Source organism: Neorhizobium sp. T25_13 (assembly GCF_002968675.1).
Lineage (GTDB): Bacteria > Pseudomonadota > Alphaproteobacteria > Rhizobiales > Rhizobiaceae > Neorhizobium > Neorhizobium tomejilense.
On sequence record NZ_PVBI01000015.1, the window covers coordinates 136,345 to 149,008 of the forward strand.

Annotated in this window: 12 protein-coding genes and 1 pseudogene; 9 read left to right on the top strand and 4 right to left on the bottom strand. The window is 61.0% G+C overall.

Annotated elements, in window-relative coordinates; genetic code table 11:
• Window positions 1-51 precede the first annotated feature (51 nt).
• From C5J22_RS26610 to C5J22_RS26640, 7 genes are all read left to right on the top strand, one after another.
• Window positions 52-2,283 (top strand): iron ABC transporter permease, encoded by a 2,232-nt coding sequence (locus tag C5J22_RS26610; protein WP_105440686.1) that lies wholly within the window; start codon window positions 52-54, stop codon window positions 2,281-2,283.
• Window positions 2,280-3,341: an ABC transporter ATP-binding protein gene (locus tag C5J22_RS26615; RefSeq protein ID WP_105440687.1), complete on the top strand. Its 1,062-nt coding sequence runs from the start codon at window positions 2,280-2,282 to the stop codon at window positions 3,339-3,341. Before C5J22_RS26610 ends, C5J22_RS26615 begins: the two co-directional genes overlap by 4 nt.
• Before the next feature lie 28 nt (window positions 3,342-3,369).
• Window positions 3,370-4,191: an inositol monophosphatase family protein gene (locus C5J22_RS26620; protein WP_105440688.1), complete on the top strand. Its 822-nt coding sequence runs from the start codon at window positions 3,370-3,372 to the stop codon at window positions 4,189-4,191.
• 106 nt (window positions 4,192-4,297) lie between these two features.
• Window positions 4,298-5,602 carry a sn-glycerol-3-phosphate ABC transporter substrate-binding protein UgpB gene (gene ugpB / locus C5J22_RS26625; protein WP_105401595.1) on the top strand — a complete coding sequence of 435 codons (1,305 nt, stop codon included), beginning with the start codon at window positions 4,298-4,300 and terminating at the stop codon, window positions 5,600-5,602.
• A gap of 65 nt (window positions 5,603-5,667) precedes the next feature.
• Window positions 5,668-6,549, top strand: coding sequence for a sn-glycerol-3-phosphate ABC transporter permease UgpA (gene ugpA / locus C5J22_RS26630; RefSeq protein ID WP_105435231.1), 882 nt, complete (start codon window positions 5,668-5,670; stop codon window positions 6,547-6,549).
• Window positions 6,550-6,558: 9 nt separating this feature from the next.
• Window positions 6,559-7,407 (top strand): sn-glycerol-3-phosphate ABC transporter permease UgpE, encoded by an 849-nt coding sequence (gene ugpE / locus C5J22_RS26635; RefSeq protein ID WP_105440689.1) that lies wholly within the window; start codon window positions 6,559-6,561, stop codon window positions 7,405-7,407.
• Entirely contained in the window at window positions 7,407-8,450 is a 1,044-nt protein-coding gene (locus C5J22_RS26640) for a sn-glycerol-3-phosphate import ATP-binding protein UgpC (protein WP_105401598.1), read from the top strand. Before ugpE ends, C5J22_RS26640 begins: the two co-directional genes overlap by 1 nt.
• A gap of 88 nt (window positions 8,451-8,538) precedes the next feature.
• On the opposite strand, the gene C5J22_RS26645 is transcribed toward C5J22_RS26640, so the two are convergent.
• The 3 genes from C5J22_RS26645 to C5J22_RS26655 form a co-directional block, all read right to left on the bottom strand.
• On the bottom strand, window positions 8,539-8,778 hold the full coding sequence (locus C5J22_RS26645) for a hypothetical protein (protein ID WP_105440690.1): 240 nt from the start codon (window positions 8,776-8,778) through the stop codon (window positions 8,539-8,541).
• Between the two features lie 4 nt (window positions 8,779-8,782).
• Window positions 8,783-9,196, bottom strand: a complete 414-nt coding sequence (locus C5J22_RS26650; RefSeq protein ID WP_105440702.1) for a hypothetical protein — start codon at window positions 9,194-9,196, stop codon at window positions 8,783-8,785.
• 77 nt (window positions 9,197-9,273) lie between these two features.
• The gene (locus C5J22_RS26655) at window positions 9,274-9,612 is read right to left on the bottom strand and encodes a hypothetical protein (protein ID WP_105440691.1); all 339 of its coding nucleotides are present in this window, start codon (window positions 9,610-9,612) and stop codon (window positions 9,274-9,276) included.
• Window positions 9,613-9,997: 385 nt separating this feature from the next.
• Here C5J22_RS26655 and C5J22_RS31955 point away from each other — a divergent pair, with 385 nt between their 5' ends.
• On the top strand, window positions 9,998-10,120 hold the full coding sequence (locus C5J22_RS31955) for a hypothetical protein (protein WP_256386178.1): 123 nt from the start codon (window positions 9,998-10,000) through the stop codon (window positions 10,118-10,120).
• A 931-nt stretch (window positions 10,121-11,051) separates the two neighbouring features.
• A pseudogene (locus C5J22_RS26660) lies at window positions 11,052-11,940 on the top strand (nucleotidyltransferase and HEPN domain-containing protein).
• A gap of 597 nt (window positions 11,941-12,537) precedes the next feature.
• Here C5J22_RS26660 and C5J22_RS26665 read toward each other — a convergent pair.
• On the bottom strand, window positions 12,538-12,664 hold a 127-nt coding region (locus tag C5J22_RS26665), incomplete at its 5' end, for a cephalosporin hydroxylase family protein (protein WP_245440391.1).

A 12,664-nucleotide genomic window follows, 5' to 3' on the forward strand; every position in this document is an offset into this window, starting at 1 on the left:
GCCCGTGGCGCGACCGGACTTTCCATGCTCTCGATGAGGTCGCGGCCGACCATGGACAATCGCAATCGCAGACTGGACCTTGTCCTTGCCTTCGGCGCCGCGGCCATGCTCGTTTTGCCATGGTACCGGATCGAGAAGGGTTTTCTGTCATTCTCCTGGCTGGGGGACTTCCCGGGGGCGGCTTCGGCTGCTCCCGGGATGCTGCAGATCTTCGTGCACGGCCGGCTTTGGTTGTTCATCGCCTTGCTGGCACTTCTCGGCGCGGCCGCGGCGCGATTCGTGACCGACCCGATGCGGCGCGGCGCGCTTCTCGCCTGGGCGGGCGGCTTCGGTATCGTCTTTCTCGCGCTCCAGGGGCTTGCAATCGGCAATACCGGCTGGAACTGGGCGATCGCCCAGACGCTCTTCGGTGAGCTTGCCGACGGCCAGTCGTCGATGGGTGCCGGCGCCGTCCTGATGTCCGTGGTCTTCGTCCTCTTATTTTCCTTCGGCCTTGCCGAAAGGGGTGTGATGCGCGGCGACGCCTTCGTCGTCTCGACCATCTCCGTGCTGATCTTCCTCGTCGCGGTCTTCGTCTTTTATCCGATCGGCAGCATGTTCATCGGTGCCTTCCAGGACTTCGACGGTTCGGTGAATTTCGATGGATTCAGCCGCAATATCGCCGAATCCTCGATCTGGAGCCTCGATTGTCTTGCCGGCGGCACCCGCTGCGGGATCGCCTGGCGCACACTTTTCCTGGCGATCATGACGGCTGCAGGCTCAACGCTGCTGGGCCTCGCCTTCGCACTGGTCGCAACCCGCACGCATTTTCCCTTCAAGAAGGGCCTGCGGCTCCTGACCGTGCTGCCGATCATCACACCACCCTTCGTCATCGGCCTGGCGCTGACGCTCCTGTTCGGCCGTGCCGGCGTCGTCACCGAGGGCCTTTCGTCTGTCTTCGGCATAGAGCCCAGCCGCTGGCTCTATGGCCTCACCGGCATCTGGATCGCCCAGGTGCTGTCGTTTACGCCAATCTCCTTTCTCGTCCTGATCGGCGTCGTCGAAGGGGTCAGCCCCTCGATGGAGGAGGCCTCCCAGACATTGCGCGCAAACCGCTGGCGCACATTCTGGCGCGTCTCCCTGCCGCTGATGAAGCCGGGCCTCGCGAACGCCTTCCTGATCGGGTTTATCGAAAGCATGGCGGATTTCGGCAACCCTCTGGTCCTCGGCGGCAGTCACGGCGTGCTTTCGACGGAAATCTTCTTTGCCGTCGTTGGCTCGCAGAACGATCCGGCCCGCGCCGCGGTGCTCGCCATGATCCTGCTCTGCTTCACCCTGTCTGCCTTCCTCGCGCAGCGGCTCTGGCTTTCGGGCAAGAATTTCGCGACCGTCACCGGCAAGGGCGACAGCGGCGCCCATATCGCGCTGCCCCGCCCGCTGTCGATTGCCGTACATATGCTCGTCATCCCCTGGATGATCTTCACGCTCGTCGTCTACGGCATGATCATCTTCGGTGGCTTCGTGAAGACCTGGGGGCTCGACAACACGCTGACGCTTGCCCATTACGCCAAGGCTTTCTCCGTCACCGTCCGCGATGGTTCGCTGGTCTGGACCGGGGTTGCCTGGAATTCCTTCTGGACGACGATGGAGATCGCGCTGATCTCGGCGCCGCTGACCGCCGCCGTCGGACTGGCCACGGCCTACGTGATCGTGCGGCAGAAATTTGCCGGCCGCGAGCTTTTCGAATTTGCGCTGATGATGAGTTTCGCCATTCCCGGCACGGTCATCGGCATCAGCTACATCATGGCCTTCAATCTGCCGCCGCTCGAAATGACCGGCACGGCGCTGGTCCTCGTCGCCTGCTTCGTCTTCCGCAACATGCCGGTCGGAGTGCGCGGCGGTATCGCCGCCATGAGCCAGCTCGACAAGAGCCTCGACGAAGCCTCGATGACGCTCGGCGCAACCAGCTTCCGCACCATCCGCAAGGTCATCCTGCCGCTCCTGAGGCCGGCCATCACCGCCGCACTCGTCTATTCCTTCGTGCGCGCCATCACCTCGATCAGCGCCGTCGTCTTCCTGGTCAGCGCCCAGTACAACATGGCGACCTCCTATATCGTCGGGCTGGTCGAAAACGGCGAATACGGCGTGGCGATCGCCTATTCCTCCATGCTGATCGTGGTGATGATCGCTGTCATTACCGGCTTTCAGCTGATCGTCGGCGAACGGCGGCTAAGGCGCGAAAACCGCATCTCGGCCGAACTCGCCCGTGTCCCGACTTCCATCCCGCAGGAGAAAATCGCATGAGACCCGCCAATGCCGGATCCGTCGTTTTTCAGAACGTCCGCAAGACCTTCGGCGCCTTCACGGCCATTCACGACCTGTCGCTGACCGTCGAGCCCGGCACGCTGGTGACACTGCTCGGGCCGTCCGGCTGCGGCAAGACCACGACGCTGCGCATGCTTGCCGGCCTCGAACACCCGGCCTCCGGCCGCATTCTGATCGGCGGCAAGGACGTCACCATGCTGCCGGCCAACGAGCGGGACGTCTCGATGGTCTTCCAGTCCTACGCCCTTTTCCCGCATATGACTTCGCTCGACAATATTGCCTACGGGCTGGAGTCGTCGGGGCTGAGCCGGAAGGTGGCGCGTGAAAAGGCCGAGCACGGGCTCGAACTCGTCGGCCTTGCGGGAATGGGACGTCGTCTTCCTGCCGAACTTTCCGGCGGCCAGCAGCAGCGCGTTGCCGTCGCCCGCGCGCTGGTCCTCGAACCCCAAGTCCTGCTGCTCGACGAGCCGCTGTCCAACCTCGATGCCCGTCTGCGCCGTCGCGTCCGCACCGAAATCCGCGAGCTTCAGCAGCGCCTGCAGTTTACCGCCGTCTACGTCACCCACGACCAGGACGAGGCGCTGGCGGTCTCCGACAAGATCATCGTCATGAAAGATGGCGGCATCGCCCAGGAGGGCAGCCCGCGGGACCTCTACGAGGCACCGGCCTCATCCTTCATCGCCGACTTCATCGGCGAGGCGAATGTGGTGGATTGCGAGATCATCGACATCTCGGGCGCGCAGGCGACCGTCAGCATCGAGGGACTGCGCCATGTCGTGCCGGCACGCGGGGCAAGGCCCGGCCGCGGCAAGCTTGCGGTGAGACCGAGCGCCATCACCGTCGAACCAGCCGAAAGCGCCGCCTTTTCCGGGCGGATCAGCCACACGGCCTATCTCGGGGATCATATCGAATACGAGGCGGAAACGAGCGGCGGGACGTTGTTCATCGTCGACCCGTCGGTCGACCGCCCTCTTCCTCCCGGCACACAGGTTGCCATCGGCCTCAAGAGCCGCGGCATCGCCATCATCGCGGAATGAAAGTCTTTAGACAGGGACATGTTTCTTCATGAATAAAAACGAGCAGCAAATCAGGGATCGCCACGCGCTTGCCGAAAAGATCGCGCGGGAAGCGGGAAAGGTCGCGTTCGACTATTTCAGCCGGCGCGAAACACTGGTCATCGAAACCAAGGGCGATCCGCAGGATGTCGTCTCGATCGCCGACCGGGAGGTAGAAAACCTCATCCGCGACCGGGTGTCCGAAACATTCGCGGACGACGGCTTCCTGGGGGAGGAATACGGGCTTGCCGAAGGCAGTTCCGGCTATACCTGGGTCGTCGATCCGATCGACGGCACCAGCCCCTTTGTCAGCGGCATGCCGAACTGGTGCGTCTCGATCGCCGTTCTCCATGACAAGAAGCCGGTCGTCGGCGTGATTTTTGTGCCCTGCTACGAAGAAATCTATTCCGCAGCGGCCGGACAGGGCGCCACGTTGAACGGCAAGCGGCTTTCGCTCGACGGCCGCAAGACGATCCGCAACGCGCTGACCGGCATCGGCGCCAACCACCATGTCACGCCGGCCGCGGTCGGCAAGATCGTCAACGATCTCCTCGAGGGCGGCGGCAATTTCGTCCGGCTGGGATCGGGTGCGTTGATGCTCGCCTATGTCGCCGCCGGCCGGCTGGTCGGCTATTACGAGCCCTACATGCACGCCTGGGACTGCCTCGGCGGCTATTGCATCGTCGAGGAGGCAGGCGGCTGGTTCCTGCCCTTCCCCACGGAAGGCGGGCGGCTCACCAAGGGTGCCCCGGTACTTGCCGCCGGCCCGGGCGCCGTTAGCGATCTCAAACGCATCGCCGGTGTCGGCGCAGGAGATTCGGCGGCTGCGTAACCACTTTATTCACGCGCCGTCCGAACCTTGAAGTCCGGCGGCGCGCGCAAAAACGGGTCCTTGTCGGACCCAATCTTCGGTTCATGGTCAAGGGAGGAAAACATCCATGAAAATCGTTCTTGCTTCAGCAATTGCCGCAACCACATCGCTGCTCATGGCGTCGAGCGCGATGGCCGTCACCGAAATCCAATGGTGGCACGCCATGACCGGCGCCAACAACGAGGTCGTCGAGCAGCTTTCCAAGGAATTCAACGAAGGCCAGAAGGACTACAAGATCGTTCCGGTCTTCAAGGGCAGCTATCCGGAAACGCTGAACGCCGGCATTGCCGCCTTCCGTGCCAAGCAGCCGCCGGCGATCATCCAGGTGTTCGACGCCGGCAGCGGCGTGATGATGGGCGCCCAGGGCGCCATCGTGCCGGTCGCCGACGTGCTGACCAAGGGCGGCTACAAGTTCGACAAGTCGCAATACCTGCCGGGCATCGTCGCCTATTATTCGAAGCCGGACGGCACCATGCTGTCCTTCCCTTATAACTCCTCGTCGCCGATCCTCTATTACAACAAGGATATCTTCCAGAAGGCCGGCCTCGATGCCGCCAACCCGCCGAAAACCTGGCCGCAGGTGTTCGAGGCAGCCAAGAAGATCAAGACCAGCGGGGCTGCCCCCTGCGGCATGACCTCGACCTGGCTCACCTGGATCCAGACCGAAAATCTCGCCGCCTGGAACAACGTCTCCTATGGCAGCAACGAAAACGGGCTGGCCGGCGTGGACGTGAAGCTTGCCGTCAACTCCGAGTTCTTCGTCAAGCACTTCCAGTCGATCGCCGATCTCGGCAAGGACGGCACCTTCCGCTATGGCGGCCGCACGTCGGAGGCCAAGCAGCTCTTCACGTCGGGCGAATGCGGTATCATGACGGAATCCTCCGGCGGCCTCGGCGACATCATCAAGACCGGCATGAACTACGGCATCGGCCAGCTCCCCTATTACGAGGGTGCCGGCCGGCCGCAGAACACCATTCCCGGCGGCGCCAGCCTCTGGGTCTTCGCCGGCAAGAGCGATGCGGAATACAAGGGCACTGCGGAGTTCTTCAACTTCCTGTCGCAGACCAAGATCCAGGCCCGCCTGCACCAGGTTTCCGGCTATATGCCGGTGACGATGGCAGCTTATGACGACACCAAGAAGTCCGGCTTCTACGACAAGAACCCCGGCCGCCAAGCGCCGCTCCTGCAGATGATGGGCAAGGCGCCGACCGAAAACTCCAAGGGTGTCCGCCTCGTCAACCTGCCGCAGGTCCGCGACATCATGAACGAGGAGTTCGAGTCGATGCTGGCCGGCAAACAGGACGCCAAGACGGCGCTCAACAAGGTTGTCGAACGCGGCAATGCCGCGATCCAGCAGGCAATCGGCAAGTAAGCAGCCAGGGCCGTCCGCGTCAGGCGATGCGGACGGCCTCATTCGCATTCCAAGGGAGCCCGCCCGTGCAAAGCGTCGTCTTTCCGAACAAGATCCTGCCCTATTTCCTGGTCGCGCCGCAGATCGTCCTGACAATCATCTTCTTCTTCTGGCCCGCAAGCCAGGCGCTCTATCAATCGGCGATGCGGGAAGACCCGTTCGGCCTGCAGAGCAGTTTCGTCGGATTGGCAAATTTCCGGTTGATCCTGTCGGACGAGAATTACCTTCATGCGCTGCAGGTGACGATCGTCTTCAGCGTCGCGACCGCCCTGCTCTCGATGGGCCTGGCGCTGCTGCTGGCGACCGCGGCGGATCTGGTGGTGCGCGGCAAGGGCTTCTACCGCACCATGATGATCATTCCCTATGCCGTGGCGCCGGCCGTGGCCGGCATGCTGTGGCTGTTCATGTTCAATCCGGCCATGGGGACGCTGGCCTATCTTCTCAGACGCAATGGCGTCGCCTGGGACCCGTTGCTCAACGGCGATCAGGCGATGGTGCTAGTCGTGGTTGCGGCCGCCTGGAAGCAGATCAGCTACAATTTCCTGTTCTTCGTCGCCGGCCTGCAGGCAATCCCGAAATCGCTGCTGGAGGCCGCCGCAATCGACGGCGCCCGCGGCAGCCGCCGTTTCTGGACGATCGTCTTCCCGCTTCTCGCGCCGACGACCTTCTTCCTGCTTGTCGTCAACACCGTCTACGCATTCTTCGACACGTTCGGCATCATCCATTCCGTGACCGGCGGCGGGCCTGCCAAGGCGACCGAGACGCTGGTCTACAAGGTCTACAACGACGGTTTCGTGAACCTCAACCTCGGCTCGTCCGCCGCCCAGTCGGTGGTGCTGATGGTCATCGTCATCGCGCTCACGGCGTTCCAGTTCCGCTTCGTCGAGCGGCGCGTGCATTATGGTTGAGGTGATCCGATGATTGAGAACCGCCCGCTCGCCACCCTCATGGGGCACCTGATGCTGATCCTCGGCATCCTCATCGTTGCCTTTCCGATCTATTATACCTTCATCGCCTCGACGGCGACGTCGAGCGCCATCATCCGTCCGCCGCTGTCGCTGCTGCCCGGCGGCCACATGATGGAGAACTACAACGAATCCATTTCCGGCGGCGTCGAGCGCGTGGTCGGGGTGAGCCTCGAGCGGCTGTTGTTCAACAGTTTCGTGGTGGCGATCGCGATTGCCATCGGCAAGATCCTCATCTCCTTCCTGTCGGCCTTTGCAATCGTCTTCTTCCGCTTTCCCTTCCGCATGGGCTTCTTCTGGATGATCTTCATCACCCTGATGCTGCCGGTCGAAGTGCGCATCCTGCCGACCTACAAGGTTATCGTCGACCTCGGCCTGATCGATACCTATGCGGGACTGACGCTGCCGCTGATGGCCTCTGCCACCGCCACCTTTCTCTTCCGGCAGTTCTTCCTGACGATCCCGGGCGAGATGGTCGAGGCTGCGCGCATCGACAATGCCGGGCCGTTCCGCTTCATGCGCGACATCCTGCTGCCGCTGTCGACGACCAATATCGCGGCGCTCTTCGTCATCCTGTTCATCTATGGGTGGACGCAATACCTGTGGCCGCTGCTGGTCACCAATGACGCGAAGATGAACACGATCATCATCGGCCTGCGCCGCATGGTCGATTTCGCGGATGCCTCAACCCCCTGGAATTACGTCATGGTCACCGCGATCCTGGCGATCATTCCTCCCGTCATCGTCGTGGTGCTGATGCAGCGCTGGTTCGTCAAAGGTTTGGTGGAGACCGAGAAGTAATGGCAAGAATTGAACTGAAGGACGTCCGCAAGGTCTATGGCGGCAATATCGAGGCGATCAAGGGCGTCTCGCTCGATATCGAAGACGGAGAGATGATCGTGCTGGTCGGCCCCTCCGGCTGCGGAAAATCCACCCTTCTGCGCATGGTGGCGGGTCTCGAAGGCATTTCCTCGGGCGAGGTGACGATTGCCGACAAGCGCGTCAACGAACTGGAACCCGCGGAGCGGGACATCGCCATGGTTTTCCAGAACTATGCGCTTTATCCGCACATGACCGTGCGGCAGAACCTTGCCTACGGCCTCAAGAACCGCAATACGCCGAAGGATGAGATCGACCGCCGCATTACCGAGGCGGCGCGTGCGCTGGAGATCGAGCCGTTCCTCGCACGCAAGCCGCGCCAGCTGTCCGGCGGCCAGCGCCAGCGCGTCGCCATGGGCCGCGCCATCGTGCGCAAGCCGGCAGCCTTCCTGTTCGACGAGCCGCTCTCCAATCTCGACGCCAAGCTGCGCGTCCAGATGCGGGTCGAGATCCGCCGCCTGCAGCGTTCGCTCGCCACGACCTCGATCTACGTCACCCACGATCAGATGGAGGCGATGACGCTGGCGGACCGGTTGGTCGTCTTGAATGCCGGCCGGATCGAGCAGGTCGGCACGCCGATCGAACTCTATGAAAAGCCCGAGACCACGTTCGTTGCGACCTTCATCGGCTCGCCGTCCATGAACCTCATGAAACTCGGTAACGGCGCCGGCTGGAAGATGTCGCCCGAGGCGCGACTGCCCAACAGTGCCGCCACGATCGGCATCCGCCCGGAGGACATCGTGATCGCCAATGGCAACGTTGCCGGCCCCGTCCGGGCCGAAGTTCAGGTGGCGGCGGTCGAACTGGTTGGCGCCGAAAGCTACGTCCATGCCCTGACCGCCGACGGCAGTCCCGTCGTCTTCCGCGTCCCAGGCCGCTCCGCCATCCAGATCGGCGAGACCATGGCCCTGACCGCCGACGCCGCCCGCTTCCACCTGTTCGATGCGGCCGGAAAGAGGGTTTGACGGACGTCTAACACTCGTTCCATTGGAAGATGGCCGGCTGTGGCGCGCAACATGTCATCGTGAAGCCCCGGGGTCAGTACCCCGGATCTTACGGCACATGCAGCGTTCGAACCGCTCCGGCATCCTCTTCAGTTGTGTATTTTGCAGCCAGGCTGATGGTCATCGACGTCGCCGCGGCACTCGGCGACAGATCAGCCCGGATGAGCACGCATTCGCCCGGCGCGTCGAGGACGAAAACAAGGTCATCCGCGCCGTCGAGAAGAACAACAAGCGCTGGATTGCCGACGCTCGTTAACCCCGAGCCGACGCCGAGGAGGCTGATAGTCATCTCACTACTTCAGCACAGTAACGTTCATCGTAGTATCTGCGATTTTCCCATCCCCGTAGGGCGATCTCAGCACGAAACTGTCCTCTCCGACATAGCCCGCTTTGGCGGTATAATAAGCAACCAGACCCATGACTTTAACGGTGCGGCATCGCTCAAGTTTTCCTGATGAGGTCGGGAAAACCGATTGACGGACGATTTCAACGCGTCCATGTTTGGGCGCTTCGACGATGCGGACAACCGGTACGTCAGCCAAACTGCAATCGTTGTTGATATGCCAGTGCTGCCCCAGCTTTGTCCGGACACCGCTCATGACTGTTCTGGATAGGGACTGCCGTTTGAAACTGTCGGAAGCCTCCGCCAGTCCGCTTGCCCCGATGGAAAACACAGCAAGCGTGAAAGCGGCAATCATATTTCTCATCATCTACCCCCAGCTGAGATTTTCAACAGCGATATTCTATCCTGACGAGAAATCAATCCGCCAAACCCAAAAACTTGTTACAGTCCGAATGGCCGGAAATCTTTCCGCAACCTGATCCGGCAGCCGGTAAACATCGGAAGTATCATCCAGATCGTGCAGCCCCTTGAATGACGGGTGCCGCAGCCTTTCGTCATTCGTCCACGCGCGGTACCCGATTTCGCGACAAGCGCGGGAGCAGTCAACGCCAGGTTCTTCGCCGGCACCTTCACCGGCGGCAGCTTCGTCTTGAGCTTGTCGAACTGCTTCTTCAGCGATCTGGCGACATCGTGCTGGAAACCGGTCCCGACACGGCCGACGTAATTGCAGCCATACCGATACCGCGCGCCCAGCAGAAGGCTCACCGAATAGAACAGCACTCGAAAGCTTCCACCGACGCTAGAAAAGGCTCTGGGTCAGAAACTGCGCTGTAGGGACAGGAGCTAGCATCTCCTCGGTGCTTCGCCGCCTGAGTGCCTTGCTCGAACGCCAGGGAAGGCGCTTCCTCAATAGCCAATGGCGAGTCGCCGTATTCACGGTCGATGTAGGTGGTGAAAATCTCTTTACAGCGAGCATCCAACAGTTTGCGCCTCCATTCTCACGACTGAAAGTTATCCGATCCGGGGCCGCCATTGTCTGCAATCGACCTGTACAGCATATGAACGAGGGGGAGCGGGGCTGGAGGAAGGGGCCGGTGCCGGAACCCAATGCCGCTCCAGGAATTATGGCGTTGCGGAGCAGGAATGAGTTTTCGAAGGTGACAATATGCGTATCATCGATGATTGGCTGGAGGACTGGATTTCGGAGCGAACCAACGTCTGGCAGATGATCTGGTTTCCCTCTCAGGCCGCCTACGACAGTCAGCGCTCGACGAGGGTTACTCGATGAAGGCGCTCGAACACGCCAGCAACGGCGATTTGAACCGGTTCGTTCGACGAGCCTTTGTTCATCATCTGATTGCGCAGTCCGCTATCGCACCAGTCACGCCACCCTCCCTCGTGATACGAGGTTTCCAAACGGCTTCGTCTAGCACAAGGGGCTGCAGCAGTGCGGGGCAAGCCGTTTAGCCGGTCCGTAAACGTCGCCCGGTGCGCCGAGTAGCACGGCATCGCGCAGGATCGCTTGCAACTCGGTGTGCCCACTCAGCCGGGGAGGCGCCTGCGGCGCGTTTCCAGCTCCTGGCGCAACCGTCAGCGTCCAGTGCGAGCGGGTTCGAAGGGCACGAGCGCTGAGGGATTTTGACTCTGGCGAAGGCGGCGTCCGCTTCGTCGAAACCGCGGCAGCGCAAAACCGGAGCCAGCAGCCAGGGTGACCAGATCGAAGTCTTCTGGAGCGTGGAACCGAACGAAGCGAGGTGCGCCTAAAGTCGGACGTGCGATTATATACCTGTTTTAGCGGGAAAAGCGCACACCTTGTCGTCGCGATAAGTGAGCTGATGACTCGGCCCTGTTGAGCAGTGGGGTGGATAAAATATCCGCATACTGTCCAATCGAAGCAGTGAGGATTCCGGTCGGCATTTCTTATGGTGAGGTTTCAGTCCCACCTCAAGCTCCGCTTCAACTTGTAGTCACGCAACAGCTCGGCCGGTGCGCTCGATCAACGATCCGGACGGCGGCTCTCCCGACCTGATCGATGCCCACGGAGTCGTACCGCTTGCGCACGACCGATACGTTGAAACTAGGAGAGCGGCTGCACGCGCCGGTGCTGCGATCTTGCTGATCTCTGCTTCCCGGCGCCCTGCGGTGTGTGTAGAAACAAGCGACGCAACCAGTTCGTATTGCACCAGCAGCGCCAGTCCTTCCTGAGGTCATCGCCGTTCATGATGAAGTCATCCCTCGATCATATGCCTCCGCGCAACCAGCGAGAGCTGGCCCAGGTTCTGGAAATCCTGCATGAGGAATTCGAGGACGCGCTGAAGGAGGGGGCAGCCGGCTTCAAGAAGCGCGGCCGGATCCTGAAGATCATCCTGTTCGGCTCCTACGCCAAGGGTGGATGGGTCGACGAGCCGTTCACCATGAAAGGCTATCGCTCCGACTTCGATCTGCTGGTCATCGTCAACGACCGCAGGCTCTGCGAATTCGCGGACTACTGGTACAAGGCCGCCGACCGGCTGATCCGCGACAAGTCGATCGAGACGCCGGTGAGCTTCATCGTCCATTCCAGGCGCGAGGTGAACACCTACCTGAAGGAGGGGCAGTACTTCTTCTCCGACATCCGTAAGGAAGGCATTGTCCTCTATGAACTGGATGATGAGCCCCTTGCGGAGCTGCAGCCGCTGGCGCCGGCGGATCGGCTGAGGGTCGCGAAAGATCACTTTGAACATCGGTTCAATACGGCTTCGAAATACCTGAAGGGTTCGAGGTTCTACCTCGTTGGCGGCCTTCGTTATGCATTAATCGGTCGAGCAGGCCTATTCCTGCGTCCTCCTCACGCTCACGAACTACGGTCCGCCTTCCCACAACATCAAGTTCCTGCGCTCGCTTGCCGAGGAACAGGACCGGCGGCTGGCCGAGGCGTTCCCGCGCGATCAGCACCGCGAGCGCGCCTGGTTCAACACGCTCAACGAAGCCTATGTGAAGGCGCGGTACTCGAAGCATTACGAGATCAGCGAGGAGGCCCTCTCGTGGCTGGGAGAGCGGGCCGCCATATTGCTGGAACGCGTGGAACATGTCTGCAGGGAACACCTTGAAAGACTGCAAGGGGCGTAAGCCGAACTGAAACCCGGGCGGCCGGCTTCGATTCGGCCGTCCGAGAGAGTTCAGTTTCGACGCTTCCTCATCTAGCCGGCCGATGGGATCCAATGACAAGCTTCGCGATATGCGCGAAGATTGGGCACTTTGAGAACCAACGCGCGTGTTTTTGTCTATAAATCAGGTCGTGGATCTTTATCCGCCACGAACGTGGAGCGGGATCGGAGAATTGTTCCCAAACGCAAACGCGTTCATGTGCGTTAACGCTGTTGCGTCAATCACACCCCTGCCCTGTCCATCAGTTCCTTCAGCCCCTCTTTTTGCATTAACGTTGATGCGTCAATTATCGCAGTGAACCTACATCGAAATTTCTCAGGTCACCTCGAGCGCCTCGCGATTGCTACGATCCAAGGTGCGAAGACGCGTGCATCGGAATGCACAAATTTCTATTGTCGCCTTTCTTTGGAAGATCGCCGTTGTATCCGGGGCAGCGAAATCACGCGTGGCATCCCACGTGGTGGCAATGCGGGGTCATTCTTCAATTCGCTCGACAGAACGGGACCTTACGCCAATACCTATCGTCACAGCATTTTTATTATCAACAACTTGATGACCTCAGCGCAGGCGCTTCAGGAAGCCGTCCGGGGCGACGGTGATCAGCAGCTTGTTCTCGACCGACTTGTCGATCTCGAATTCCGGATGGGTCTTCAGATATTCGAAGACGGCCGTTTTCGGATTGTCG